Origin of the sequence: Vibrio alginolyticus NBRC 15630 = ATCC 17749 (genome assembly GCF_000354175.2) — a bacterium.
In the GTDB taxonomy this organism is placed as follows: Bacteria; Pseudomonadota; Gammaproteobacteria; order Enterobacterales; family Vibrionaceae; genus Vibrio; species Vibrio alginolyticus.
Window position 1 is genome coordinate 228,808 of sequence record NC_022349.1, and the last position, 26,144, is coordinate 254,951.

At 45.0% G+C, this 26,144-nt stretch carries 23 protein-coding genes; 13 read left to right on the forward strand and 10 right to left on the reverse strand.

Annotated features, from left to right (window positions below; all coding sequences use genetic code 11):
* Positions 1 to 176 precede the first annotated feature (176 nt).
* Positions 177 to 989 carry an ABC transporter permease gene (locus N646_RS01005; RefSeq protein WP_017634681.1) on the reverse strand — a complete coding sequence of 271 codons (813 nt, stop codon included), beginning with the start codon at positions 987 to 989 and terminating at the stop codon, positions 177 to 179.
* Between the two features lie 462 nt (positions 990 to 1,451).
* On the opposite strand from N646_RS01005, the gene torE reads away from it, so the two are divergent.
* The 4 genes from torE (at position 1,452) to N646_RS01025 (ending at position 7,293) form a co-directional block, all read left to right on the forward strand.
* Positions 1,452 to 1,631, forward strand: coding sequence for a trimethylamine N-oxide reductase system protein TorE (gene torE, locus N646_RS23320; protein WP_005378141.1), 180 nt, complete (start codon positions 1,452 to 1,454; stop codon positions 1,629 to 1,631).
* 50 nt (positions 1,632 to 1,681) lie between these two features.
* Entirely contained in the window at positions 1,682 to 2,866 is a 1,185-nt protein-coding gene (torC, locus tag N646_RS01015; protein ID WP_005378139.1) for a pentaheme c-type cytochrome TorC, read from the forward strand.
* Positions 2,867 to 2,892: 26 nt separating this feature from the next.
* On the forward strand, positions 2,893 to 5,355 hold the full coding sequence (gene torA, locus N646_RS01020) for a trimethylamine-N-oxide reductase TorA (RefSeq protein ID WP_017820873.1): 2,463 nt from the start codon (positions 2,893 to 2,895) through the stop codon (positions 5,353 to 5,355).
* A gap of 198 nt (positions 5,356 to 5,553) precedes the next feature.
* Positions 5,554 to 7,293 carry a glycoside hydrolase family 36 protein gene (locus tag N646_RS01025; RefSeq protein WP_017820872.1) on the forward strand — a complete coding sequence of 580 codons (1,740 nt, stop codon included), beginning with the start codon at positions 5,554 to 5,556 and terminating at the stop codon, positions 7,291 to 7,293.
* Between the two features lie 78 nt (positions 7,294 to 7,371).
* Here N646_RS01025 and N646_RS01030 read toward each other — a convergent pair whose 3' ends face one another.
* On the reverse strand, positions 7,372 to 8,586 hold the full coding sequence (locus N646_RS01030; protein WP_017820871.1) for a putative manganese transporter: 1,215 nt from the start codon (positions 8,584 to 8,586) through the stop codon (positions 7,372 to 7,374).
* A gap of 186 nt (positions 8,587 to 8,772) precedes the next feature.
* Between N646_RS01030 and N646_RS01035 the strand changes: the two genes are divergently transcribed.
* Both N646_RS01035 and N646_RS01040 read left to right on the forward strand, forming a co-directional pair.
* On the forward strand, positions 8,773 to 9,678 hold the full coding sequence (locus N646_RS01035; RefSeq protein WP_017634678.1) for a manganese-dependent inorganic pyrophosphatase: 906 nt from the start codon (positions 8,773 to 8,775) through the stop codon (positions 9,676 to 9,678).
* 68 nt (positions 9,679 to 9,746) lie between these two features.
* Positions 9,747 to 10,136, forward strand: coding sequence for a DUF2750 domain-containing protein (locus N646_RS01040; protein WP_005378129.1), 390 nt, complete (start codon positions 9,747 to 9,749; stop codon positions 10,134 to 10,136).
* A gap of 82 nt (positions 10,137 to 10,218) precedes the next feature.
* Here the strand turns inward: N646_RS01040 and N646_RS01045 are convergent, their stop codons facing one another.
* The 6 genes from N646_RS01045 to pspF form a co-directional block, all read right to left on the reverse strand.
* The gene (locus N646_RS01045; RefSeq protein ID WP_005393308.1) at positions 10,219 to 11,010 is read right to left on the reverse strand and encodes a peptide ABC transporter ATP-binding protein; all 792 of its coding nucleotides are present in this window, start codon (positions 11,008 to 11,010) and stop codon (positions 10,219 to 10,221) included.
* On the reverse strand, positions 11,007 to 12,002 hold the full coding sequence (locus N646_RS01050; protein ID WP_005378126.1) for a peptide ABC transporter ATP-binding protein: 996 nt from the start codon (positions 12,000 to 12,002) through the stop codon (positions 11,007 to 11,009). Before N646_RS01050 ends, N646_RS01045 begins: the two co-directional genes overlap by 4 nt.
* Positions 12,002 to 12,889 (reverse strand): ABC transporter permease subunit, encoded by an 888-nt coding sequence (locus N646_RS01055; protein WP_005378123.1) that lies wholly within the window; start codon positions 12,887 to 12,889, stop codon positions 12,002 to 12,004. Before N646_RS01055 ends, N646_RS01050 begins: the two co-directional genes overlap by 1 nt.
* Positions 12,876 to 13,838, reverse strand: a complete 963-nt coding sequence (locus N646_RS01060) for an ABC transporter permease (protein ID WP_005378122.1) — start codon at positions 13,836 to 13,838, stop codon at positions 12,876 to 12,878. The genes N646_RS01055 and N646_RS01060 overlap by 14 nt, the downstream gene beginning before the upstream one ends.
* Positions 13,838 to 15,457: an ABC transporter substrate-binding protein SapA gene (sapA, locus tag N646_RS01065; protein ID WP_017820870.1), complete on the reverse strand. Its 1,620-nt coding sequence runs from the start codon at positions 15,455 to 15,457 to the stop codon at positions 13,838 to 13,840. The genes N646_RS01060 and sapA overlap by 1 nt, the downstream gene beginning before the upstream one ends.
* A 205-nt stretch (positions 15,458 to 15,662) precedes the next feature.
* Entirely contained in the window at positions 15,663 to 16,670 is a 1,008-nt protein-coding gene (pspF, locus tag N646_RS01070) for a phage shock protein operon transcriptional activator (protein ID WP_017820869.1), read from the reverse strand.
* Between the two features lie 232 nt (positions 16,671 to 16,902).
* Here pspF and pspA point away from each other — a divergent pair, with 232 nt between their 5' ends.
* From pspA to N646_RS01105, 7 genes are all read left to right on the forward strand, one after another.
* A complete protein-coding gene (pspA, locus tag N646_RS01075; RefSeq protein ID WP_005378119.1) occupies positions 16,903 to 17,574 on the forward strand; it encodes a phage shock protein PspA in 672 nt (223 codons plus the stop codon).
* Positions 17,575 to 17,588: 14 nt separating this feature from the next.
* On the forward strand, positions 17,589 to 17,822 hold the full coding sequence (pspB, locus tag N646_RS01080; protein ID WP_005378117.1) for an envelope stress response membrane protein PspB: 234 nt from the start codon (positions 17,589 to 17,591) through the stop codon (positions 17,820 to 17,822).
* Entirely contained in the window at positions 17,815 to 18,204 is a 390-nt protein-coding gene (gene pspC, locus N646_RS01085) for an envelope stress response membrane protein PspC (RefSeq protein ID WP_017820868.1), read from the forward strand. Before pspB ends, pspC begins: the two co-directional genes overlap by 8 nt.
* 161 nt (positions 18,205 to 18,365) lie before the next feature.
* Positions 18,366 to 19,397: an efflux RND transporter periplasmic adaptor subunit gene (locus N646_RS01090; protein WP_017820867.1), complete on the forward strand. Its 1,032-nt coding sequence runs from the start codon at positions 18,366 to 18,368 to the stop codon at positions 19,395 to 19,397.
* A gap of 1 nt (position 19,398) precedes the next feature.
* Positions 19,399 to 20,496: an efflux RND transporter periplasmic adaptor subunit gene (locus tag N646_RS01095; protein WP_017820866.1), complete on the forward strand. Its 1,098-nt coding sequence runs from the start codon at positions 19,399 to 19,401 to the stop codon at positions 20,494 to 20,496.
* Positions 20,493 to 23,603 carry an efflux RND transporter permease subunit VmeI gene (gene vmeI, locus N646_RS01100; protein ID WP_017820865.1) on the forward strand — a complete coding sequence of 1,037 codons (3,111 nt, stop codon included), beginning with the start codon at positions 20,493 to 20,495 and terminating at the stop codon, positions 23,601 to 23,603. The genes N646_RS01095 and vmeI overlap by 4 nt, the downstream gene beginning before the upstream one ends.
* 72 nt (positions 23,604 to 23,675) lie before the next feature.
* Positions 23,676 to 24,242 carry a DNA-3-methyladenine glycosylase I gene (locus tag N646_RS01105; protein ID WP_017634671.1) on the forward strand — a complete coding sequence of 189 codons (567 nt, stop codon included), beginning with the start codon at positions 23,676 to 23,678 and terminating at the stop codon, positions 24,240 to 24,242.
* Positions 24,243 to 24,266: 24 nt separating this feature from the next.
* On the opposite strand, the gene N646_RS01110 is transcribed toward N646_RS01105, so the two are convergent.
* Together N646_RS01110 and N646_RS01115 are read right to left on the reverse strand one after the other, a co-directional pair.
* Positions 24,267 to 25,127 (reverse strand): lipase secretion chaperone, encoded by an 861-nt coding sequence (locus N646_RS01110; protein WP_017820864.1) that lies wholly within the window; start codon positions 25,125 to 25,127, stop codon positions 24,267 to 24,269.
* Between the two features lie 12 nt (positions 25,128 to 25,139).
* A complete protein-coding gene (locus tag N646_RS01115) occupies positions 25,140 to 26,069 on the reverse strand; it encodes an esterase/lipase family protein (protein WP_021033826.1) in 930 nt (309 codons plus the stop codon).
* Positions 26,070 to 26,144: the final 75 nt, after the last annotated feature.

Here is a 26,144-nt window from a genome sequence, read left to right on the forward strand (position 1 = left end):
CTAAACTTGCAAAGAAAATTTCATAAAATTAGAGGCTTATATCAAAAAGAATTCTGCCTGACTTTTCATCTGAAAGCGTCTTGATGAGTGCTCGAAGAATAGTTGAGTTATTCAGTTATAAGTACGTTCGACTTGGCACCATAAGTTGTTTAACGGGCTTTACCCACAAGCGCCAACTAACCGTGAGTTTTGGTCGATTCGGGTTGCTCGATTTTTATCTTGATTCGGCCTTCTTTGGTTTGTACCCAGCGCAATGTCATTTCTAACGTTATGGTTACGGAGGCACTCAACATGACGAAAATAGCCAGCATAATTACTAACTGGTATTTAATCGCAACCATCGGGCTCGCGCCACCTAGAATTTGACCGGTCATCATACCCGGTAAGGTAACCAGTCCTGTAGTGGCCATAGAAGCTAAAGTCGGGGCAAGGGACTTTCTAAGAGCCTCTTGAATGAAGGGGAAGGATGCGTAGCGAGGAGAGGCTCCAAGTGAGATTGCAGCCTCATATTCTGCTTGTCTCTGCTCAAAAGCCGTAAACAAATTCTGAAGAGCGATGATATTACTACTCAAGCTGTTACCCAATAACATACCAGCAAGTGGGATCATGTACTGCGCATTGTAAATAGGGGATGGTTGCACTAGGCCTGCTGTAATTGCTATCAGAAGTGGTATTAGACCACAGGTAAGGCCCGTTAGTAGCGGAAGCATAAGTGGCTTTTTAGGTAAGTGAGCTTTTCCCGCAATTGAGCTGGCACCAATCAGTAGCATGATGGCAAGCCAAAGTATATTGACAAGTAAGCTGTTTAATTGAAAAAGATATTCTAAATACACGCCAATCAATATGAGCTGAAGTGTCATTCGGATAACACTGATTATGGTGTCTTTTGCTATCCCTAATTTGTAGCGGGCATTGATAAAGAAGGGGACCAATAAAATCAAACCAAACAGTGCCAGTTTGACCCAGCTTATATCCACCACGTTATCCATAATCGCTCCTTGAAAATACGCGAATAATTGTATCTAAGCCTCCCCTTTATATGAACCACTATGTGCACTTTTTGCTGTTCTTAAAGTAAACCTTGAGTGCTATTTTAGACATTAATACGCAGCATTCTGTTTACAAGTGGATATCTTTTTCGGAGTTTTTAAGTCGATTTATGGCATGGTAATTACGATTTAAATGTGATCGATGTTTCTTAAATGTTGGTTATTTAACAACTCCTTAAAAGACTTATTTTGTCACATCTGTTCATGTTTTTTAATAAATAACATCAATCCATCATATCTCTGGATGAGCTCAAAAAAGTGTTGAATTACAAGGTCTGAGGTCGCTTATTTGATTGAACCCTACTATTAGTATGGTCTAACATTTTCCATTAGAGATTGTAAAAAACTTAAGCTTGGTTACGCGGGCTTTTCAATAACACTAGATACAAAATAGGCAAATGTATGAGTGATGTTAATAAAATTGAGAGTGGTGAAAAACGCTCCCTGGAGTGGAAGTCGTTCCTCTTCATTGCAGTTGTTCTCTTCCCAATTCTGAGTGTGGCCTTTGTTGGCGGCTACGGGTTCATCGTTTGGATGTTGCAAGTCTTCTTCTTTGGACCTCCAGGCGCGCACGGCATGTAAGCCAGTGAGCTCATAACCACACTTTTGAAAAGATTTTAAGAGAGCAAATAATGAAATCATTAATCATTAAACTGTGGCGTACCATGACGCGCCCAGCTGTACATATCAGCCTAGGTGTGCTGACTATGGGCGGCTTTATTGCTGGTGTTATCTTTTGGGGTGGCTTTAACACCGCTCTAGAAGCAACCAACACAGAAGAATTCTGTATTAGTTGTCACACAATGCGTGACAACGTGTACGTTGAGCTACAAGAAACGGTGCACTGGAAAAACCACTCTGGTGTTCGTGCTACCTGTCCTGATTGTCACGTTCCACATAACTGGACAGATAAGATCGCTCGTAAGATGCAAGCTTCTAAAGAAGTATTTGCACAAGTATTTGGCAACTACGACGAACCGGGTGTGTTCGAAGAGCGTCGTATCGAACTTGCTAAACACGAATGGGATCGTTTCTCGGCAAACAAATCTCTGGAGTGTAAAAACTGTCACAACTACGAATCGATGGATTTCGAGCAAATGTCTCCTACGGCTCGTATCCAAATGAAGCAAGCCGCTGAGAAAGATCAAAGCTGTGTTGACTGTCACAAGGGTATTGCGCACAACCTACCAGCAGGCATGGACAGCATTGGCGGTATCGTGGGTGATCTAGAGGGTATGACTTCTAACACGGATTACGGCGTTGGTCAGCAACTCGTGAGCGTTCGTCACCTACCAATTTACTTTGATGCGCAAGGCAGTAAAGAAGCTGGTCTTCTTAATCCTGCATCGACCGTTAAAGTTCTTGAAGACAAAGGCGAGTTTGTTGAGATCGAAATTGACGGTTGGCGCAAAGCAAAAGGTTTTGGTCGTGTAATTCAAGAAGACTTCGGTAAGAACATTGCGACTGCGTCTCTGATGAAAGAAGCAGCAACAGACAGCAACATTGTGACGACTGGTGAGAAAAAAGTGGATGAGCTAACAGGCCTTCCTTGGGAAAAAGTAGCGGCGAAAGTATGGATTAAGAAAGAGTCTATGCTGAACGACATCAATCCTGTTTGGGAAAAATCTCGTGAAGCCTACAAGACCAATTGTTCTGTATGTCACACTCAACCTGCGGAAGCGCACTTCGACGCGAACACCTGGCCAGGTATGTTCGACGGTATGTTGGCGTTCGTTAACCTAGATACAGACAGTGAAGCACTGATCTTGAAGTATCTACAGAAACACTCTTCAGATTATGCTGAAGGTCACCACTAATAAGCGTCGGATTGGAGTAATTTTAAATGGCTATTACACGAAGAAGTTTTCTTAAAGGTGTAGCAACCACAAGTGCAGCGTCAGTAATTGGTCCTAGCTTATTGGCGTCCGCCTCTGCAAATGCCGTTGAGACGACAGGTACTTGGAAAGTAACCGGTTCTCACTGGGGCGCGTTTCGCGCCCACATCTACGCGGGTAAAGTTCAAGAGATCAAGCCGCTAGAGCTAGACAAAAACCCAACAGAAATGTTGAACGGCATTAAGGGTATTATCTACAGCCCTTCACGTGTTCGTTACCCAATGGTTCGTCTAGATTGGTTGAAGAAACATAAATACAGCGCAGATACTCGCGGTAACAACCGTTTCATCCGAGTAACTTGGGATGAAGCGCTAGATTTGTTTTATCGCGAACTAGAACGTATTCAAAAAGACTACGGCCCATGGGCGCTGCATGCAGGTCAAACAGGTTGGAACCAAACGGGTTCATTTAACAACTGTACTGCGCACATGCAACGTGCAGTAGGTATGCATGGCAACTTCATCACTAAAGTAGGTGACTACTCGACGGGTGCAGGTCAAACCATTATGCCGTACGTGCTAGGCTCAACCGAAGTTTATGCACAAGGTACGTCTTGGTCTGAGATCCTAGAAAACTCTGACAACATCGTTCTTTGGGCTAACGACCCAGTGAAAAACCTTCAAGTAGGTTGGAACTGTGAAACGCATGAGTCGTTTAAGTACCTTGCACAACTAAAAGAAAAAGTGGCAAAAGGTGAGATCAACGTTCTATCTGTAGACCCAGTGAAGAACAAAACTCAGCGCTACTTAGAGAACGATCACTTGTACATCAACCCGCTGACAGACGTAGCGTTCATGCTCGCTGTGGCACACGTGTTGTACAACGGAAACCTGTACGATAAGAAATTCATTGATACTTACTGTCTAGGCTTTGAAGAGTTCATTCAATACGTTCAAGGTAAGACAAAAGACAAAGTAGAGAAGACGCCCGAATGGGCAGCAGCGATTTGTGGCGTGAAAGCGGACAAGATCCGTGAATTCGCACGCATGCTAGTCAGCGGTCGTACACAGATCCTGATGGGTTGGTGTATCCAGCGTCAAGAGCACGGTGAGCAGCCATACTGGGCAGCGGCTGTGGTTGCTGCAATGGTTGGTCAAATCGGTCTACCTGGCGGTGGTATCTCTTACGGTCACCACTATTCAAGTATCGGTGTGCCTTCTACTGGTTTCGCGGGCCCTGGTGGTTTCCCTCGTAACCTTGACCAAGGTATGAAACCGAAGTGGGACAACAACGACTTTAACGGCTACAGTCGTACTATCCCAGTTGCACGTTGGATCGACTGTCTGCTAGAACCTGGCAAAGAGATCAACTACAACGGCGGTAAAGTGAAACTGCCAGACTTCAAGATGATGGTTATCTCGGGTTGTAACCCATGGCACCACCATCAAGATCGTAACCGCATGAAGAAAGCGTTCCGCAAACTTCAAACGGTTGTAACGATCGAGTTTGCTTGGACTGCGACATGTCGTTTCTCAGATATCGTTCTACCGGCGTGTACGCAATGGGAACGTAACGACATCGACGTATACGGTTCATACTCGAACAAAGGTCTGATTGCGATGCATCGTCTCGTTGATCCATTGTTCCAATCTAAGCCTGACTTCCAAATCATGAGTGAACTCACTCAGCGTTTTGGTCGCCGCGAAGAATACACTCGTGGTATGAGCGAGATGGAATGGATCGAAAGCCTTTACAACGATTGTAAAAAAGCGAACGAAGGTAAGTTTGAAATGCCAGAATTCAACGAGTTCTGGGAGAAGAGCGTACTAGACTTCGGTGAAGGTAAACCTTGGGTTCGTCATGCGGACTTCCGTAAAGACCCTGAGCTTAACCCACTAGGTACGCCGTCTGGCTTCATCGAGATCACGTCTCGTAAGATCGGCCGTTACGGTTACGAACACTGTCAAGAGCACCCAATGTGGTTCGAAAAATCAGAGCGTTCACACGGTGGTCCTGGTTCAGATAAATACCCATTCTGGTTGCAGTCTTGCCACCCAGATAAGCGTCTTCACTCTCAAATGTGTGAGTCTGAAGAGTTCCGCGCGACTTACGCGGTACAAGGTCGTGAGCCGGTTTACATCAACCCAGCGGATGCCAAAGCAAAAGGCATCAAAGATGGTGATTTGGTACGTGTATTCAACGGTCGTGGTCAGCTGTTAGCTGGTGCTGTTTTGACTGACAGCTACCCACGTGGCGTTATTCGTATCGAAGAAGGTGCATGGTACGGTCCTCTAAACGAGAAAGAGGGCGCAATCTGTACCTACGGTGATCCTAACACGCTGACGCAAGACATCGGTTCTTCTGAGCTTGCACAGGCGACTTCTGCGAACACATGTATCGTAGACTTCGAGAAGTTCACAGGTAAAGTGCCACCAGTCACTTCATTTGGTGGTCCGATCGAAGTTGCTTAATTAGTGCAGTTTGCATAAATCGAAATACCAGCCTCAGGGCTGGTATTTTTTTATCAAAATTTCAGTGAGCGTTGTCTCAATAGTAACTTCATAACGTTAAACGAGACTGGTATTCGTGATGATGGTAACGAATTGGGTGAGACAAGCAGGAGATAATGCGCCAAGCTAAACAATAATAATTAAGTGAGTAGACCCATTATGGCTCAGAGCATTCAATTGGCAAATCACACTGAGATCACTGTGAATAACAATGACTTCCAAGTTGAAGTCAAGGGTAATCAATTACATTTTTCTTTTGCCGGTCTTCACAATAAAACCTTTACCGACCGTGAAGTGTTATTCGAAATGCCGTTTTTGTACGAGCACGAGGCCAACGTAATTGGGGATGGTTTTCAAATGTTGGCGCAAACGGCGGGAACGATCAATCACCCCGTTGATATTGGTCGCTGCCCAGACAATAATCCTTCTTATCGAATCTACCCTAAAGATGCCCCTAAGCGTTATTACAACTATTTAGTGGTGGAAGGTTCAGCGGGCTACACATTATTTGGCTTCACATCATGTCATCGCTTTGCAGGCTATTTTGATGTTGTGCTGCGTGATGGGCATTGGGTTTTATCAGCCGCAATTGATGGTGAGTTGACTCAAGTGGCGGATTGGGAAAGTAATCAACTTGAGTCCGTGGCGGTACTCTGTGGTCAATCGCTGTCCGAGCTTTATCAAACCTATGGCGAGATGATTGCAAAGCATCATCCTGTTCGCCAAGGTGTGACACAAGATGCGCCTGTTGGTTGGTGTTCGTGGTACGCGTACTACGCGGACGTGACAGAGCAAAACATCATGCAGAACGTGGATTGCATGCAAGATAAGCTCGAAGACCTAGAGTGGCTACTTCTGGATGATGGCTATCAAGCCTTTATGGGCGATTGGTTAACCCCATCAGATAAGTTTTCTGGTGGCGTAAAAGAGCTCATTCATAATATCCGTGCAAAAGGAAAAAAGCCGGCAATTTGGATGGCGCCTTTCATTGCACAGCCTGAGTCGGAGATCTTCAAACAGCATCCAGATTGGTTTGTTCGCCACAAGGGTGGTGGCTTACTTAAAGCAGAAGATGTCACATACGGTGGTTGGCGATGCACGCCTTGGTACATACTCGATACCTCAAACCCAGAAGTGCAAGACCATCTGACGCATGTAGTCTCTGTCATGAGACAAGAGTGGGGCGTTGAGTTGTTCAAGCTAGACGCGAACTATTGGGGCACCTTAAAAGGTGTCCGTAAACAATCTGGTATTACAGGCGTTGAGGCGTATCGCTTAGGAATGGAAGCGATTGCCAAAGGCGCTGGTGATGCGTGGCTTTTAGGTTGCAACGCGCCAATGTGGCCATCTCTGGGGCTTGTGGATGCAATGCGTGTTTCTGACGATGTAGAGCGTCATAGTCGTCGATTCGAACAGATAGCCAAAGAAACCTTTTACCGTAGTTGGCAGCATCGAAAATTGTGGCAAATTGACCCGGATTGCGCCACGTTCACTTCATTAGCTAATCAATCTGCATCCAGAGAAGAGTATGAATTTCATCGCACGGTGTTATTAGCGAGTGGTGGTTTGCTGCTGTCTGGTGACCCGCTCCCTGAGATTACACCGTTTGCTAAGAAGACACTGTCTAAGCTCATGTTACGTCAACAACGTAACCAACAATCTGCAAAGTTTACCGCTTTGAGTTTAAATCACGCGTTTTTAAAACTAACGACGAAGAATGACCTCCATTGTTTGTTTAATTATGCGAGTTACGGAGCGATGGAATTTACGCTGACGTCTGATCAACCGGTGGACTGGTATGATTACTGGACAGGGGAAAAGCTAAACCAAGAACCTTGCCAGTTGTTAATGGTGAGCGTGGATAAAGGGCTCAATGCGAAAGCGATCGTTACAGCATAAAACGTGAAGTAAATCGCCTAATACCAAGATCAAGAAAGGAGCCTATTGCGGCTCCTTTCTCGTTTGATGCTCTGAGCGTTAGAACTCGAATAAAAAGTAATACCCGTATCCAACAATAAACGCAGGAATGGACGAGTAAATAGTCGCGACCAAAGCAGCTTTCGGTGCCATTGCAATAGCGGGGAATAGGGCGTCACCATCGTTAGAAATCGCATTGGCCAGTTGCGCAGAAAGTGGCGCTGCACCAGAAATGTATAGGCTAGTGACTAAAATTTGCGGTCCACAACCAGGCAACATACCAATGGCTAGGCCAGCTAATGGCATCCAAATTCCCCAATGAGAAAAGGTTTCTACAAGGTCGAGTCCAGAAAAATAGGTCGTCAGTTCAAACGCCAGAAACGCCACGATCACCCAAGCACTGACGAAATTCGTATCTTGTGCTGCTTTTTGAATCGGGTGTGAGTCCACGATTTTTTCATCTTCAGAGACCGTTGACTGATAATCGCCGAGCTCTTTTGTCATAGCCCACAACGACATTGTGATCACCGCGAAGATAGCGCCTAGCCATTCAATGGTATTGGCCTGCAAAGACAACAGCTGATTAATATCGATTTGGAAAGACATTAACACAGCAACGACACTAGCAGGCACAATAAGCCATTTCCAAAATGCGCCTTGTAGATTGATTGCACGTTGTTCAAGGGGTGTGTGTCGGTCTGTCTGGTGTTGGCAACAAGCATGTGTCTGAGGTGCTTCTTTTGGTTCTGGTCGCAGAAAGTTATCAGCATGAAAAGCATTAACGACTAACCCTGAAAGAGTACCCACGATAATGCCTAATCCAACCACGCCTAATCCAACACTTGGTTTGGCGGCCAGAAGTAAAAAGGCAGCGTCACCCATTGTTGAAGTAAGTACCGCGACAATCGCACCAAATCCTACTCGGCCACTAATAAATTGCGTTGTCACAACAATAGCGCCACCACAGCCAGGCAAAGCACCCAACAAAGAAGCAAAGAAAACCTGATGATTACGCGAGCGATGATATAGCTCGGTAATTCGATTGGTTTTCGACATAAAGTTTGAAAGATAATGATAAATAGCCAATGTGGCAGCAACATAGCATGACACCGCCCAGAATGAGTCGGATAGCGTCTGTACGGCTACGTCACGTGTATTTTCATTGCCTAGCAAAATGAGCATGACGATAGGGATCAGCAATCGCTTATAAGCTAAACGAAACTGAGTAGGCTGAAACAACTGTTGTGCAGAGTGTAATAATTGGGTCGCGTTCATCGTTTACTCAAATGCAAATAGGAATAATTATCATTATATGTAAATGAGATTTATTCGCAATAGCATTGTGAACTTTTCTTCGTGTCAAACTCTCTGAAATCAGGTAAAGTATCGGCCTTTGTGAGCAAACACGCCCTAATTAACTGTATTAGGCGGCGTATAAAATTGACTTGAATAGGAAGAAACATGATTCTAGTTGTAGGTCATAAGAACCCAGACAGCGACAGTATTTGTAGTGCACTCGTTGCAACTGAACTTCTAAAAGCGCGTGGCGTTGAAGCTATGCCAATTCGCCAAGGCGAAATCAACCGTGAAACTCAGCACATCCTAGAAGTTGCTGGCGCTGAAGTTCCTGAGCTTCGCACATCAGTTGCGGGTGAGACCGTTTGGCTAGTAGATTACTCAGATCTAGCACAAGCACCAGACGATATCGCAGAAGCTGAAATTGCGGGTATTGTTGACCACCACCGTCTAGGTGACGTGATGACAGTAAACCCAATGGAAGCATGGATCTGGCCTGTTGGTTGTACCAACACTGTTCTATTCAACATGTTCAAGATTGAAGGTCACGCGATTACTCCACAAATTGCTAAGCTAATGATGTCAGCAATTCTATCTGACACAGTAGGTTTTGCTTCTCCAACTTGTACACAAAAAGACAAAGATGCCGTTGCTGAACTAGCGGCAATCGCAGACGTACAAGATGTTGACGCGTTCACTAAAGATCTTCTAATTGCTAAAACAAACATCGAAGGTCTATCAGCGGCTGAGCTTGTTGAGAAAGACCTTAAAGGTTACCCATTCAACGGTCGTGACGTAGTGGTTGGTCAGGTTGAACTTGCAACTCTTGAGCAAGTTGACGGTATGATCGAAGCACTAGAAGCAGACCTAGAATCTCGTTGTGAGAAAGATAACCTAGCGTTCGCTGCTGTAATGCTAACAGACATCACGACTGCTCAAACTCGTCTTCTATACAAAGGTGAGTGGGCTGAGAAGCTTGTTAAGCACGAAAAAGACGGCATGCTAATGATGGAAAACACGCTAAGCCGTAAGAAGCAAGGTTGGCCTTGGCTTCAAACTGAGCTAGCTTAATTTTCTAGCATATACTTTAAATGCCCGCCTAGCTGCGGGCATTTTTCTATGGGAAATAGGAGACGAATATGTCTGAGCAACTGACCCAAGAGCAGATGGATACCATTAATCGCTACAACGAAGAGCAACGTTTAAAGTACTGCGTAAAAGAGATTGTGGCGAATCGTAAGGTTTGGATTCTGAAAGACGAACATGGCTGTGTCATGTTAAATACAGAAGATGATGATTGTGTACCAGTATGGCCAAACGAAGAATTTGCTTTGCAATGGGCGAATGGTGATTGGGAAGATTGCGAGCCTGAGGCGATCTCTTTAAACAAGTGGCACAGCCGTTGGACCTCTGGTCTAGAGGATGACGAGCTATCGATTGTTGTATTCCCAAATCAAAATGAAGAAGGGGTCGTATTGTTTCCTGACGAGTTTGATTTTGAACTGCGCAAACAAGCGAGCCGCCGTTAGTTTTTTGATTAGTACCCATGCAATAAAGAAGCCTGCGTTAAAGCAGGCTTCTTTACATTTGCACGATTACATCTTTGATAAGCTATTTTGTTTGATGGCTTGGCGCTTTATAAAAGTGGCTTTCGACTAGTCGTTGAGTAATAGGATGCTCGGGATGAGTCAATACTTGGTTGGTCTCGCCAAACTCGACCACTTCACCTTCATGCATCACCATCACTTTATCAGTAATATGCTTAACAATGCCAATATGCTGAGACACGTACACAAATGACAATCCCATCTCTTCTTGCAACTCGAGGAATAAGTTAATGATCTGCGAGCGCATTGCCATATCCAAACCGTTTAACGCCTCATCAGCGACAATGATGGAAGGTTGAAGAATAAGTGCACGAGCCAAACACACGCGCTGTTTTTGACCGGCAGCTAGCATTTGTGGATAAAAATAGGCGTGCTCAGGCAGCAATCCTACGCGGAGCAGGGTGTTCTTTACACGCTGCATGCGCGCATCTGGCGGCATGTTGGTATTTCGCTTTAGCGGACCTTCTAAAATACGACCAATCTGGATTCGTGGGTTTAACGATGTGTTTGGATCTTGGAAAATCATGCGGATGAGCTTGCAGCGTGTCGCGTAATCTTTGTGCTCCAATCGTTCGCCATTCACACGGATCTCTCCGGAGCTTGGTTCAACAACGCCAGCAAGCATACGAGCTAGTGTGGATTTTCCTGACCCGTTTTGACCAATAAAACCAATAGTTTGTCCTGGCTCTAAAGTAAAGCTTACCGGTTTAACTGCCTCATTAACCTGACGTTTGAACAGACGGGAGCGCGTAACAAATTGCTTCGATAAATTATCGACTTCAAGTAACGCACTCATGACTTTTTCTCCGTGTTCAATGGAAAGTGGCAGTTAAATTTATGATTCTTAATTCGTCTGGTGTGTGGAATTTCTACACATTGTTTCTGCGCATATGGGCAACGTGGTCCGAGGCGACAACCGATAGGCAGATGCTGCAATGGCGGAATCGAGCCCGGTAGGGATTGGAGTTTTTGCTTGTGTGGTACCCAATCATTAAAGTCAGGCATCGCTTTAAGCAAGGCATCGGTGTACGGGTGCTTGGGTGCCGCAATGATTTTACTGGTATCGGCAGACTCCACCGACTGACCACAATACATTACCGTAATACGTCCTGCCCACTGTGTTATGGTCGCTAAGTCGTGGCCGATAAGCAGAATGGTTGTGTTATTAAGTTGGTTCATGCGGCTCAACAGACGCAAAATTTGCGATTGGGTAATCGGGTCTAAGTCGTTGGTTGGTTCATCTGCTATCAGCAATTTAGGTTTGGTCGCAATCGCCATGGCAATCATGACCTTTTGACACTCACCATCAGTCAGTTCATAAGGGTAGCTACCCATTAAACGCTTGTGATCTTTAATACCCACTTTATGCAAAAGCGCGATGGCCTGTTTTTTACGCCATTTAAATCGCTCCCACCATTTCCCTTCAAATGCGCGAGATGGAATGGATTCAATCAATTGACGCCCGACTTCCTCTGAAGGGTCAAGACAAGTTGAAGGCTCTTGGAAAATCATCGCAATATCACGAGCAATGACGCGCCGACGCTCTTTTGGCGTAAGCTGAAGCAAGTCAATATTGCCAAGGCGCATACGGTCAGCGGTGATGCGCCAGTTATCTTTACTCACACCGACAATCGCTTTTGCAACTAAGCTTTTTCCAGAGCCAGACTCACCTACAAGACCACGAATTTCGCCTTCGTTCAAAGTTAGGCTCATTCGGTCAACGGCTTTGACCAACCCTTGAGGTGTTTCGATCTCAATGGTCAAATGTCGAATATCTAACAACGGCATTATTCGATCCCCGCATTAAGCGCTTGACGTACACCTTCACCTACTAAGTTTAGGGTAATAACAGTAAACATGATGGTCAGGCCGGGTAGGGTCACTGTCCAAGGTGCAATATAAATAAGCTCGACAGAGTCACCTAATATTGCTCCCCACTCGGTGCTTGGTGCCTGTGCGCCTAGGCCAAGAAAACCCAGTGCCGTAATATCTAAAATCGCAGCAGAGAGCGCGAGTGTGATTTCAGCGGCAATGACCGTCAGAATGTTAGGAAGAATTGAACTCCACAGTAAGTAGAAATCATTAGCGCCATCAAGGCGTGCTGCCATTATGTAGTCTTTTTCAACTTCGGTGTGGACTGCGATATAAACGGAGCGAATAAAACGCGGAATCAAAGCCAAGCAGATTGCGAGTAAAATATTGAACCCACCAAAGCCTAGAAATGCCACAAAAATGATTGCTAATAAGAGCGACGGGATCGACATGACGGTATCGAGCAAGTGGTTGAGAGTACTCGACAGTAAGCCTTTCGTCATACCTGCCAATACGCCAATTAAACAGCCTACAACGGCAGCAATTGCGGTGATGGCGACAGCAGCGCCAAATGTCAGCTGAGAGCCCATAATCAGGCGCGAAAGAATATCTCTACCTAAGTCATCGGTCCCCAAAAAGTAATCAACCGTTCCTGCTGGAGCCCATGATGGCGGCACAAGCAACTCACCTGACTGTGCTTGGGCGTCAAATGGTGCAAGTAGGGGGGCAAAAATGGTAATAAGGACGATAAACACCAAGCACCACAAGCCAAACATGGCTAGTCCGTTGGCGCGGTAGCTTCGCCAAAAACGCTCAAACTGTGTTGGAATGCGCTCTTCCTGATAAACGTTATTTGTTAGCATACCATTCCTTTCGAACTAAAGGGTTAATCATCGCGCCAATCAAATCCGAGAGTATGTTAGCGGTAAGAACCAAAGTCGCAAGTACCATCACGCCAGCTTGGATAGATGCATAGTCTTGGCTTGCTAGCGCATCTAAAAGCCAACGACCAATACCTGGCCAGTTAAAAATAGACTCCGTGATGATAGCTAAGGTAATCATACTCGAAAGTTGAACACCAACCTTGGGAATGATAGGCGGTATCGCATTCCGCAATACATGTTGAGTTACGATTTCGCGGTTAGAAAGACCTTTGATTCTCGCTGCACGGATGTAGTTTTGGCTCATCACTTCCGCTACCGAGGAGCGCATTAGTCCGACAACCTGGGTGGTTGGAGCCAAAGCAAGCACCAAACATGGCAGCACCATATGCTCAATGACGCTTTGCAGTGCGTGAGCGCGGTATTCACCTTTCGCCATGAATGCGTCGATAATGGCAAATCCGGTTACATGATCAATTTCGTAAAGCAGGTCATATCGTCCTGCCACGGGAAAGAGTTGGTACTCTAATGAAAAAACCATGATAAGTAACAGAGCCACCCAAAAAATTGGGGCGGAATAACCAGACATCGACATGAATGAAATGCTGGTGTCGAGCCATTTACCTTGCTTCATCCCAGCCACGGTTCCAAGTGGAATACCGATCAAAAGGGACACCAAAAAGGCAAAAAAGCACAGTTCCAAAGTGGCAGGGAATACGACGGCGAGCTCGTCATAAATCGCGTTGCCGTTTTTACTTATGCCAAAATCAAGCTGAGAAAGGTTGATTAAGTAAGTTTGCCAACCAGACCAAAAATCAACGTTTGCCCAGTGCGAGAGAGGGTCAAGGCGAAGCAGAGAAAAACCCACTAATGTAAGGATCATCAAAGTGATGATAAATAGGTTAAAGCGTCGAACGGTATACCAAAACATCAGTGAATTCTCTCAACTCTATCAAACGGTTGGGCATTGAAAGGGCTTGATTTGAAGCCTGTCAGCGATTTGTCGTGCACACGGAACTGCACGCCATGCGCCAGAGGAATAACCGGGAACTCTTGATTCAAAATGTTCTGTGCTTGGCGATATAGGTTCAAACGGTAACGCGGTTCTTGAGTTTCTAACGCCAAATCGAGCAAGAAATCGAAGTCATCGTTACACCACATGGACACGTTAAGGCCAACGCGGTCAGACTCGCAAGATAATAAAGGGCGGAAAAAGTTGTCAGGATCCCCGGTATCACCAATCCAACCTGTTAAAAGTAAATCGATATCGTTGATGTTCTCCAAATCCACACGTTCAAACCTATCATCGGTCAGTAGCGTTAATTTAACCCCAATATCGGCAAAATTCGCTTGGATTAACTCCGCAGTCTTGCGAGGGCTTGGGTTAAAAGCACGTGGTTCAAGTGGTACCCACATGGTCAATTCTAGGCCGTCTTCGTAGCCTGCATCTCGAAGTAGTGCCAATGCATAATTCCGGTCATAACGAATTTTTACGCTGTCTTTTTGATAAGCCCATGAATTTGGTGGTAGCAAGGTATAAGCTTGGGAGCCAGTTCCGTAGTAAACCGAATCTAAAATATTTTGACGGTTGATCGCTAAGTTAAGAGCTTGGCGAACTCGAGCATCACTCAGCGCGGTGGTTTCTGTGTTTATCGCAATAAAGGAAACGTTGTTAGCTGGTGTAGCCGTCAGCTCAAGGTTGTCATTTTCTTGAATGACAGGTATTTGGCTCGAAATAGGTGAAGAGAGTACGTCACACTCGTTTCTTAAAAGTTTAGCTAATGTACCCGTGCCTCTGTGAGAGATATCGAACACCACTTGTTCCATTTTTGCTGGTGACTTCCAGTAATTAGAATGACGCTCTAATCGAATCAAATCGTTCACTTGGTACTCTTTTAATTGATAAGGGCCGGTACCGATAGGAAGTTGGTCGATTTCTTCTTTATGATCTTTTGCTGCCAATTGCTGTCCATACTCCGCAGACAAGATAACCGCATGGCTGGTGGCAATATTGGCCAAGAAAGAAAAGTTTGGCTGAGATAACGTAAACCTTACCGTATGCTCATCTATTGCAACCACGTCTTGGAGTAGGTTTTGAAAATCTAACCCTGCAAACCATGGATAAAAACCACCACCTACTTGGTGAAAAGGATGGTCTACATCGATGATTCGCTTGAAGCTAAATACCACATCTTTTGCATTCAATGGGCGAGTGGGTGTGAACCAAGGCGTGGTTTGGAATTTAACACCACGTTTAAGCTTAAACGTGTATTCCGTCCCTGATTCATTTACTGACCAACTCTCGGCGATGCTTGCCACGGGCTGATGTGATTTAGGATCGAGCGTGAGCAGCGTATCGTACAGCTGCGGGCTCAGAGCCTCTGCGGTAATACCGCTATCAATAAGCTGAGGGTTAAACGTGGTCGGCTTACCCTGTCCGCAAAACACAAAGCCAGCTTTGCGAATATCATTGTGGTCAATTTCATCGCCACAAGCGGTAAGTAGGCTAATCCCAATAAGGCTCAGCGATAATCTTATAAAAGCATTCATAATATGAAATGTTCATTGGATCTTGCTCGTTTCGTTTGATCTTACTCTTTCAAAGCTAACAAGCGAAAATGATCTCGCTAATTTATCACCTTTGTGAACTCGCTCCAAACATAAAATCCATACACTGTAAGGTGTTATGCCATAAATGCATGCGAATTAGAGCGCAGTCACGAGCTCGTGTATTGATTGAGTTCTCTCGGTCAAGTTAGCTTTGTCCGACCAAACCATATTTTCTAACCATCCCTCGTAATTGGTGATAGCTCAAGCCAAGTAGCTCGGCTGCTTGTCGTTGATTAAACTTGGCTTCTTCCAATGCACGATTGAGTAAATGGATATCTTGTTCCTCTTGCCATTGTTTATAGTCTAGAGGGAATTGGATGGTGTTGCTTGATGCTTCCTCTTCTTGTTGTTCTGCTTGTTTTGCACTATGGCCAAGCGCGCTGTGCCAAACCGTTTCAAAGGGATTGAAAACCAGTTCATCAATTGGGTGAGCATTCAGACCATGTTGGTAAATCGCACGTTCAATCACGTTTTTTAGTTCGCGGACGTTACCGGGCCATTCATATTCAATAAGCGACTGCTGCGCTTTTGGGGTAAAACCGACAAAGTATTCCAGTTGCAGTTCACGACACATTTTCATCGCGTAGTGCTCTGCTAAAGAGAGAATGTCTTCTTTGCGCTCGCGAAGAGGCGGTAACATAATGACATCGAAGGCTAGCCTGTCGAGCAGATCTGCACGAAAATCACCTTGCTCTGCCAATTTTGGTAGGTCGGCATTGGTTGCACAAACAAGTCGAACATCCGCATTGAGAGCGGTATGACCGCCAACTCGCTCATATTCACCATATTCAATGACACGTAATAGCTTTTCTTGAACTAAAAGTGGTGCGGTTGCCAGTTCGTCAAGGAACAAAGTACCGCCCTCGGCACGCTCGAAACGCCCTTTATGCTTACCTTTAGAGCCCGTGAAGGAGCCGGATTCATGTCCAAACAATTCGGAATCTATTAGCCCTTCGCTTAATGTCGCACAGTTGAGTGATAGTAGTGGTTTATCCCAACGTCTTGATAAATAATGCAAACGCTGAGCGATGAGTTCTTTACCCGTACCTCGCTCACCAATGATGAGGACAGGGCGCTCAATGGGTGCAAGTTGTGATACTTTATCTAGTACAGCGAGAAAAGCAGGTGATTCACCAATCAGGTTTTGCTTCATAAAATCCTTCTTATTTAACAGCCGAGCCATGATTCAGGGATAGAGTTGGTAAATTTCACCAACAGTTGGTGAAAAACATCATAGCACAATAGTGTGTAACGACAACAAAATGAATAACGCTCTGATTTAAAAGAAAATTATAAGTTGGCACGTTACTTGTTATATATTCAGGGAGACACAAGGTTAATCACCACCTTGTCGAGTTTTAATAGGAAAAAAGAGGAGTTCCGTTATGGGTATTTTTTCTCGATTTGCAGATATCGTTAACTCAAACATCAGTGCATTACTGGACAAGGCGGAAGATCCTGAAAAAATGATCCGTCTTATCATTCAAGAAATGGAAGACACACTTGTTGAAGTGCGTACTAACTCGGCTAAAGCGATTGCAGACAAGAAAGAGTTGGCTCGTAAGGTTGAAACGTTAGAAGAGCAAATTGGCGAATGGGGCCAAAAAGCGAGCTTAGCATTAGTGAAAGAGCGTGAAGATCTAGCTCGTGCAGCGTTAATTGAAAAGCAAAAGCTAGAGCAAGTGATTAAAGGCCTCCACACTGAGCAAACCTTAGTGGAAGAAACGATCGATAAGCTTACTGGCGAGATTGGTAAGTTGGAAAGCAAAATTGCCGAAACGCGCGCAAAACAGCAAGCACTAGCAATTCGTAACCAAACTGCATCTAACCGTCGTGATGTGCAAAAACACCTGCACACTAGCCGTACTAATGAAGCGATGGCGAAATTTGAGCAGTACTCACGTAAAGTGGATGAAATGGAAGCGGAAGCAGACTTGTATGCTCAAACTGGTAATGCTAAATCGCTAGAACAAGAGTTTGCAGAGTTGCAGGCACAAGACGAAATTGAAAAAGAGTTGGCAAAACTGAAAGAACAGATGTCATCGAAAGATAAATAAGAAAGGAGCCATTTATGTCGGCATTTTTTATAGCAGGACCAGTGATTGTCTTTTTAATCTTTGTCGCTCCACTATGGCTCTTCTTACACTATCGCAGCAAACGCAAAACAGATAGTGCACTGTCGAGCCAAGATTTAGAGCGCCTTCAGGTACTATCTGAAAAAGCGGAAGCGATGCAGTCCCGAGTTGATACATTGGAGCGCATCTTGGATGCTGAGTCACCAACATGGAGACGAAAGTATGAATAATCGAGAACTGTATCGTGACCCAGTAAATGGCAAAATCTCCGGTGTTTGCGCCGGAATTGCCAACTACTTTGGTGCAGAAGTTTGGTTGATTCGTATTGTAGTGATTTCTGCAGCGCTGTTAGGTGGTACGTTTTTGGTATTGCTAGCGTACATCGCGATGGCGTTTATGTTAGAAAAGCAACCAGTAACGTATTCTGAAAATATCAGAGCGCAGCAAGAGCATACGCTCAAAAGTAAGCCTTGGCAGAAAGGGCAAAGCCCTGATCAACTGCTCAGTGTGTTGGAAAGGGATTTTGACCGTCTTGATGTCAAAATTCGTAACATGGAAGCTTATGTTACGTCTGATACATATAGGGTGAACAGAGAATTCAGTAAGCTCTAGGCATTTTATATCCAAAGAAGATTTAACTGAAGCAGGCATAAAGCCTGCTTTTTTATCACAAATTACTAATTTTAAAGCACTATTAATCTTTTCTGCTCTGGAAGTTCGTTCAAAATTCATCTACTTTAAAAATAATCCCCCAATTTTTATGGATGAATGTAATGAGAAGATTGCTCATTCCTATTGCCATCTCGGCTGTCTTGTCGGGGTGCGGTAAAGAACTTCCTCCTGTTCCTGAACCTGAATCGCGCCCTGCGAAGCTATTTACAGTATCTGTTGGCAATGCCCAGTTTGAGCGACATTTTCCTGCCACGACGGAAGCTGGCGATAGAGCAGTACTGACATTTCGAGTTCCTGGGCTTCTTCAAACGATAGAAGTGAATGAAGGTCAAGTCGTCAGTAAAGGTGATGTTTTGGCGTCATTAAACCCAGATGAATATTCTCTGCTCGAACAGCAAGCTCGGGCAAATTTTTTGCTCGCAGATGTGCAATACAAGCGATACCAAAAGCTACGTAAAGACCAAGTAGTATCTGAGCAAGATTTTGATGAGGCAAAAGCGAATCACAACTCAGCAAAAGCTCAATGGAATCAAGCAAAGGCAAACTTAAGATATACCAAACTTGTCGCGCCATATGATGGCACTATTTCGTACATTCCAGCAGAAAACCATGAATATGTTGCCGCGAAAGAAGGGGTGATGAATATTCAGTCCAACCAACTCCTCAAAGTGATATTCCAAATCCCAGACTATCTTCTAAATCGTTACACGCAGGGGAGCGATGTCTCTGCCAGAATGATATTTGATGCGTTCCCCGAGCAAGCCTTTGACTTAACCTTTCAGGAAATCGATACAGAAGCCGACCCTAAAACGGGCAGTTACAAAGTCACGATGGTCATGGAGCGACCAGCAGAAATAGGCCTTTTGCCGGGAATGTCTGGCAATGCTTACCTCCTGTCCAAAAGTGCAGGAGCGACAAAGATTCCTAACTCCGCGTTGCTAGAAGAGAACGGCAAAACATACGTTTGGCGTGTCGATGAGCAAGGCATTGTGTCCAAAGCCGCAATTGAGATGAATGACAAAAATCAAGTGTTAGCCGGGCTTAGCGATGGCGACCAAATCATTATCTCGGGTGTCAGTGTAATTGAACCCGGAATTAAGGTAAGAGCGTGGATTAAGGAAAGAGGGTTGTAATATGAAAGGAATCATCTCTCTAGCGACTTTACTTTCAACGCTTTTTCTCGTCGGCTGTGTGGATAATGCGCCAGAAAAAGAGCTCGAAACGCCACGAGTTAGGGTTACGTCATTAGCGGGAAACAAGGTGGACGACAACTTGTACTTCCCTGCGGTTGCGAATGCAGCGGATCGCTCTCATTTGAGCTTCAGAGTGACAGGAGAAGTCAGCCGCATCATGGTAAAAGAGGGCGACAAAGTCACGAAGGGTGATGTTATTGCAACGCTAGATCCCACGGACTATGAGTTGGATGTAGATAATGCGAGTGCGCGTTTTTCTGTTGTCGACAGTCAGTATCGCCGCTCACGCCCTTTGGTTGATAAAGGCCTATTAGCTAAGTCTCAGTTTGATGAAATTGCAGCACAACGACAAATCGCCTTAGCTGAGCTTCAGTTAGCCAAACTTCGTCTATCATTTACTGCCTTAAAAGCGCCCGTGGATGGGATTATTTCGCGAGTTAATATCGACCAATTCGAAAATGTTCAAGTCGGACAGCATATCGTTAATATTCACAGCTTGGAGCGAGTCGAAGTGTTGATTCAGCTTCCAGACCGCCTCTATGTGAACCAACCGCCAACGGAAGAAAGGCTTACCGCGATCAAAGCATTAGTGCGCGTGCCCAGCGGTAACGAATATAACGCGACGGTAAAAGAATTTACGACTGAGCCCGATCCAACAACAGGTACGTTTACTGTCACACTGTCGCTTCCTATGCCGGAAGAAGAGTACATCCTAGATGGGATGGCTGTTGAAGTAACGTCTAAAGACGAGAATGTTGGGCTTGATCTCAACCTAGGAATTAATGTCCCTATCGAAGCCATTTTTAATGCGGATGGTGACGAGCTGGGGCGCGAAAACAAATTTGTTTGGGTACTGAATGACGACAATACGGTATCGCGCAAACAGGTGCGAGCAGGTAAGGCATCTAAAACGTCCATTCAAATCCTTGATGGTCTCATGCTCAAAGACAAAGTTGTGATTGCCGGTGTTTCTCGATTAAGGGATGGCATGAAAGTGGAAGTGATACAGGAAATGGCTACGCAGGAGGCCGGTCTATGAGCGATCTTAATAAATCAGTGCCTCAAAGTGATGATGATGTGACCGGTATTGCTGCGTACTTCATCCGAAATCGCGTCATCAGTTGGATGGTCGCACTGATATTTTTGATTGGTGGTATCGCCGCATTCTTTGGTTTAGGGCGTCTTGAGGACCCTGCTTTTACTATTAAAGATGCGATGGTAGTGACCTCTTACCCTGGTGCGACACCGCAACAAGTCGAAGAAGAAGTGACGTACCCAATCGAAAAAGCGATTCAGCAGCTTACTTATGTTGATGAAGTAAATTCGATTTCTAGCCGAGGCTTATCTCAAATCACGGTCACGATGAAGAACAATTATGGCCCTGATGATCTACCACAAATTTGGGATGAGTTGCGCCGTAAAGTGAACGACCTTAAAGGGACGTTGCCTCCAGGTGTGAATGAACCTCAAGTGATCGATGATTTTGGTGATGTTTACGGGATTTTGTTAGCGGTGACTGGCGACGGTTATAGCTATAAAGAGCTACTAGATTACGTCGATTACTTACGCCGAGAGCTCGAACTGGTTGATGGCGTGAGTAAAGTTTCGGTATCCGGGCAACAGCAAGAGCAAGTTTTCATCGAAGTATCGATGAAAAAGCTGAGCAGTATAGGTCTTGCTCCGGATACCGTGTTTAATCTTCTTTCGACGCAAAACGTGGTTTCTGACGCAGGAGCGATCAGAATTGGTGACGAGTACATCAGAATTCAGCCGACTGGCGAGTTCCAGAGTGTGGAGGAGCTGGGTGATTTGTTAATTACTGAGTCGGGCGCTCAGGGGCTCATTTTCTTGAAAGATGTGGCGGAAATAAAACGCGGGTATGTAGAAGTACCGAGTAATGTTATTAATTTTAACGGCAGCCTTGCACTGAACGTGGGTGTTTCTTTTGCTGAAGGCGTCAATGTGGTTGAAGTCGGAAAAGCGTTTGATCATCGCCTTGCCGAGCTAAAGTACCAACAACCTGTCGGTATCGAAATCTCGGAAATTTACAGTCAGCCTAAAGAGGTGGATAAATCGGTTAGCGGTTTTGTTGTCAGCTTGGCTCAAGCTGTCGGTATCGTCATTATCGTACTTCTGTTCTTTATGGGGCTACGTTCTGGGCTACTTATCGGTTTAATCTTGCTGCTGACGGTGCTGGGTACGTTCATTTTCATGAAGTATCTCGCGATAGATTTACAGCGGATTTCATTAGGTGCCTTGGTTATCGCATTGGGTATGTTGGTGGACAATGCCATCGTTGTGGTTGAGGGGATTTTGATTGGTACTCAAAAAGGGCGAACTCGACTCCAAGCAGCGACCGACATTGTTACCCAAACCAAGTGGCCATTACTTGGGGCAACTGTGATTGCGGTAACTGCATTTGCGCCAATTGGACTGTCTGAAGACTCGACGGGCGAATACTGTGGCACTTTATTTACGGTTCTGCTGATCTCTTTAATGTTGAGCTGGTTTACCGCTATCTCGTTGACACCATTCTTTGCTGACATCTTCTTTAAAGGCCAGAAGATTAAACAAGGTGAAGGGGAAGAAAATGATCCATATAACGGGGTTATTTTCGTTATTTATAAAAAGTTTCTTCAGTTTTGTATGCGTCGTGCTTGGTTTACCGTTGTGGTGCTGATTGCGGGATTAGCGGCAAGTGTTTACGGGTTCACCTTTGTGAAGCAAGCGTTTTTCCCATCGTCGACAACGCCTATTTTTCAGTTAGATGTATGGATGCCAGAAGGAACTGATATTCGAGCAACCAACACAACGCTTAAAGAGTTAGAAAGTTGGTTAGCTAAGCAAGAGCATGTTGACCATATCACGACGACCGCGGGTAAAGGCTTACAGCGCTTCATGTTAACGTACGCGCCAGAGAAAAGTTATGCGGCTTATGGTGAGATAACCACTCGCATGGAAAACTACGAAGCGTTAAAACCATTAATGGCGAAGTTTCGAGAGTATTTAAAAGCCAACTACCCAGAAATCAATTACAAGCTCAAACAGATTGAGTTAGGCCCTGGTGGTGGTGCAAAAATTGAAGCTCGCATTATTGGCTCAGATCCAACCGTCCTTCGTACGATAGCCGCTCAGGTCAAGGACATCATGTACGCCGACCCTCAGGCAACAAATATCAGGCATGATTGGCGTGAACGAACCCAAGTTCTTGAACCTCAGTTTAACGAGAGTCAGGCACGTCGCTATGGCATTACCAAATCAGATGTCGATGACTTCTTGTCCATGTCATTCTCTGGAATGACGATAGGCCTTTACCGAGACGGCACGACGCTCATGCCTATCGTGGCTCGTTTACCTGAAGATGAACGTATTGATATTCGTAACATTGAAGGCATGAAAATATGGAGTCCAGCACAGAGTGAGTTTATCCCACTTCAACAAGTCACAATGGGTTACGACATGCGTTGGGAGGATCCTATCATCGTACGTAAGAACCGTAAGCGTATGCTCACTGTGATGGCAGACCCTGATATTCTAGGTGAAGAAACCGCATCGACATTGCAAAAACGCTTACAGCCCCAAATCGAAGCGATTCAATTACCACCAGGTTATTCCTTAGAGTGGGGTGGTGAATACGAATCTTCAGGTGATGCTCAAGAGTCACTGTTTACTACTATGCCAATGGGGTACTTGTTCATGTTCTTGATCACTGTATTCCTATTTTACTCTATCAAAGAGCCACTCATTGTTTGGCTTACCGTACCGCTGGCGTTAATTGGCGTCACCACTGGTTTGTTGGCACTCAACACGCCGTTTGGTTTTATGGCATTGCTCGGCTTCTTAAGCTTATCGGGAATGGTGCTCAAAAATGGCATCGTATTACTGGACCAAATTGAAATTGAAATGAAGTCCGGTAAAGAGGCTTATGACGCGGTCGTTGATGCTGCGGTAAGTCGCGTCCGTCCCGTTTGTATGGCTGCTATCACGACGATCCTTGGTATGATCCCACTGTTGCCAGATATTTTCTTCAAACCAATGGCGGTTACGATTATGTTTGGTTTGGGTTTTGCGACAGTCCTGACACTGATTGTCGTGCCAGTGTTGTATCGTTTGTTCCATAAAGTGGCAGTACCGAAACAGGCTTAGTGCTACTGATATAACGATAAAAAATATCGCGCCTCTAGCTCATCAGTTAGAGGCGCTTTTTAAGGAAGAATAATGACAGAACAAAAAACGTGTGCGTGGGCGATGAATCACCCATTAGAGCGCGAATATCATGATTCCGAATGGGGCGTGCCAGTATATGACGACCAAGTCCTGTTTGAATTTATTACTTTGGAAGGTGCGCAAGCTGGTCTTAGTTGGATCACCATCCTTAAAAAGCGCGAAGGTTACAGAGAAGCGTTCGAGAATTACGATCTAGATGCGTTGGAACAAAGAAATGAAGAACGCGCTGAATACATCGTGGAAAACTTCGATGTTGTAAGGCATCGCGGAAAGATTAACTCGGTTTTCAGTAATGCCAAAGCGGCCAAAGCGTTAATTGCTGAATACGGAAGTTTATCAGACGCGTTGTGGCAGTTCGTGGACGGCGAACCAATCATTAATCAATGGCAACATATGAGTGACGTGCCAGTTTCGACAGAGCAATCCAAAGCCATGAGTAAATTCCTAAAAAAGAAAGGCTTCAAGTTTGTCGGTGAAACCATCTGTTATGCTTTCATGCAAGCCGTCGGCATGGTGGATGACCATATCGTTGGATGTCCTAAAAAGCAGAATAAGTAACGTTTGGCTATTAAGCTAATGTTGTTAGTTCTGGCTATCATGAATACGTTCCAAAGCTTCGATTCGACGCCATTGAGTGGCATCGAAGCTTTGTTTTCTTAAAGCAATGATTTCTGACTGTTTTTCGTCTTGCCCTAGAAAATCTCTATTCAGAATATTTTGACGCTGCTTTAAGTAAGTGGCGAGTTGAGTCTCAAATGATTCTCTTTGCTCATCAAGTTTTTGCAGCCTCTGCGCTCCGGCATCTCCTACCAGAGCAACACGGGCGATGTACTTGTCTTGTGAATCAAGCTGAGAAGCTTGCTCGAGCTGCTTTGCTAATGCGTTATTGCGTTCACTTTCTCGTATGTAATCCGGTTGTTCTGATAACGCTTGATTGAGAAGGTGTTCTTGACTCTCGATATCCGATGCCTGTGTTTTAATCGTCAGCTTTTCTAAAGCAAGTTGGCGAAGTCGGTTTTCTTCGTCAAACAATTGGGTTATCTGCGCCTCGCTAAAGTATTGAAGCTGTAAGTTCAGTATTGCTTCATTCAGCATGGTTAACTGTTCAAGCGTTAGGTGATTGTGCTCAAAAGGCTCTAATGCAGAGAGTGCTTGCTTGTAGGAAAGGTAGGTTTGAAAAAGTTTGGCATCAATATTCAGAGTTTGCTTTGCTAAAGTGTCATCATTGACTTCCGCTTTGATCGTATCGAGATCTTCTTCGCCCAGCCGGCTAAGAGAATATTCGAAGAAGTCTTTTGGGGAAGAGACATCGGCGGCTATATCTTGCTGAGATGGCGAATGGTTAGAGGTTATCTCTTGTTGTTTGTCGCTTTGTAACAGAGAAAGCGCTCCCACGCCAAATATCGAGAGCAGGATAAAAGTGGTGAGAGCGACTTTCTTCATTGTGATGACCTCTTATAAACCTTGAAGTTTGAGACGATTTGCATGTTGGCGATAAAGCGTGACTGGATCGGTTTCAAAAAGATGATGAATACCGAGTAGGCCGTTAATTTCATCCAAATGGTTCATTTGATAATCATCACGTATGACTTTGCCCAAATGTGTGCTGCACGCACCAACTAAGCCATCATTTGGCCCATCAAAGGCTAAGCCAAGTACCATCATGGCAGCGTCGGTCGGATCGAAAACGTTTGTAAAAGTGGATGATCCGGTCCATGAGTAGTAATAAACGCCATTTGAAGCCAGCAAGTCACCATTACCACATTCACTGGTAGGGACTCCTTCCGGGTAGTGTTGGTTAAACGCTAATGATCCTTCCGTGGTTAATGCTGCTAGTGAGGCTAAAGGGTCTTGGTCGAGATCAGAACCACCTGATAGAAGATTAATAAGAGTAGTTAAGCCTTGCGCCAGTTTTACCGCGAGCTGCTCACTACCCGAACCCTCGGATACGGTGCCACGAACTAGATCTGCCACTTTAGACCCTTTATTAACGCCTCCTATACTCGTAACTGATGCGACTAGGTCAGGACGGACAGAGGCAACATAGCGCGTTGTTGGACCACCATGACTGTGACCAATGAGATTGACTTTCTCTGCGCCTGTTGCTGCAAGTAAGGTTTCGACTTGAGCAAGCAGTTGCTCCCCTCGAACTTCGCTGCTATTGGTCGCGGATACCTGTGCAACATAAACCGTAGCGCCATCTTTTGTTAAGGAATGTGGTATTCCGAAAAAGTAATCAACGCCTGCCAGGGTATCAAAACCAAACAAACCGTGAACCAGAACAATCGGATACTTGGTTTGGGTATAACCTGTTGCAGCGTATACGGAGGTTATTGGGACGGTAACTAAGGTAAAAAGCATTAGCGCTATAAATTTGAGTTTCAAAACTATCTCCTTGTGGTATGACCTCTTATGAATGATAAAAAGTAGGAGAGAAACTCTAAATTTGGAAAGCCTATT

What these genes read in the sequence shown, in the direction of transcription:
- N646_RS01105 (WP_017634671.1), top strand. Translation starts at nt 23,676, where the DNA reads ATGACAGAACAAAAAACGTGTGCGTGGGCGATGAATCACCCATTAGAG.
- N646_RS01095 (WP_017820866.1), top strand. Translation starts at nt 19,399, where the DNA reads ATGAAAGGAATCATCTCTCTAGCGACTTTACTTTCAACGCTTTTTCTC.
- N646_RS01040 (WP_005378129.1), top strand. Translation starts at nt 9,747, where the DNA reads ATGTCTGAGCAACTGACCCAAGAGCAGATGGATACCATTAATCGCTAC.
- N646_RS01055 (WP_005378123.1), bottom strand. Translation starts at nt 12,889, where the DNA reads ATGCTAACAAATAACGTTTATCAGGAAGAGCGCATTCCAACACAGTTT.
- N646_RS01090 (WP_017820867.1), top strand. Translation starts at nt 18,366, where the DNA reads ATGAGAAGATTGCTCATTCCTATTGCCATCTCGGCTGTCTTGTCGGGG.
- pspF (WP_017820869.1), bottom strand. Translation starts at nt 16,670, where the DNA reads ATGAAGCAAAACCTGATTGGTGAATCACCTGCTTTTCTCGCTGTACTA.
- sapA (WP_017820870.1), bottom strand. Translation starts at nt 15,457, where the DNA reads ATGAATGCTTTTATAAGATTATCGCTGAGCCTTATTGGGATTAGCCTA.
- N646_RS01045 (WP_005393308.1), bottom strand. Translation starts at nt 11,010, where the DNA reads ATGAGTGCGTTACTTGAAGTCGATAATTTATCGAAGCAATTTGTTACG.
- torE (WP_005378141.1), top strand. Translation starts at nt 1,452, where the DNA reads ATGAGTGATGTTAATAAAATTGAGAGTGGTGAAAAACGCTCCCTGGAG.
- N646_RS01005 (WP_017634681.1), bottom strand. Translation starts at nt 989, where the DNA reads ATGGATAACGTGGTGGATATAAGCTGGGTCAAACTGGCACTGTTTGGT.
- vmeI (WP_017820865.1), top strand. Translation starts at nt 20,493, where the DNA reads ATGAGCGATCTTAATAAATCAGTGCCTCAAAGTGATGATGATGTGACC.
- pspB (WP_005378117.1), top strand. Translation starts at nt 17,589, where the DNA reads ATGTCGGCATTTTTTATAGCAGGACCAGTGATTGTCTTTTTAATCTTT.
- torC (WP_005378139.1), top strand. Translation starts at nt 1,682, where the DNA reads ATGAAATCATTAATCATTAAACTGTGGCGTACCATGACGCGCCCAGCT.
- pspA (WP_005378119.1), top strand. Translation starts at nt 16,903, where the DNA reads ATGGGTATTTTTTCTCGATTTGCAGATATCGTTAACTCAAACATCAGT.
- N646_RS01060 (WP_005378122.1), bottom strand. Translation starts at nt 13,838, where the DNA reads ATGTTTTGGTATACCGTTCGACGCTTTAACCTATTTATCATCACTTTG.
- N646_RS01030 (WP_017820871.1), bottom strand. Translation starts at nt 8,586, where the DNA reads ATGAACGCGACCCAATTATTACACTCTGCACAACAGTTGTTTCAGCCT.
- N646_RS01025 (WP_017820872.1), top strand. Translation starts at nt 5,554, where the DNA reads ATGGCTCAGAGCATTCAATTGGCAAATCACACTGAGATCACTGTGAAT.
- N646_RS01050 (WP_005378126.1), bottom strand. Translation starts at nt 12,002, where the DNA reads ATGCCGTTGTTAGATATTCGACATTTGACCATTGAGATCGAAACACCT.
- N646_RS01110 (WP_017820864.1), bottom strand. Translation starts at nt 25,127, where the DNA reads ATGAAGAAAGTCGCTCTCACCACTTTTATCCTGCTCTCGATATTTGGC.
- N646_RS01035 (WP_017634678.1), top strand. Translation starts at nt 8,773, where the DNA reads ATGATTCTAGTTGTAGGTCATAAGAACCCAGACAGCGACAGTATTTGT.
- torA (WP_017820873.1), top strand. Translation starts at nt 2,893, where the DNA reads ATGGCTATTACACGAAGAAGTTTTCTTAAAGGTGTAGCAACCACAAGT.
- pspC (WP_017820868.1), top strand. Translation starts at nt 17,815, where the DNA reads ATGAATAATCGAGAACTGTATCGTGACCCAGTAAATGGCAAAATCTCC.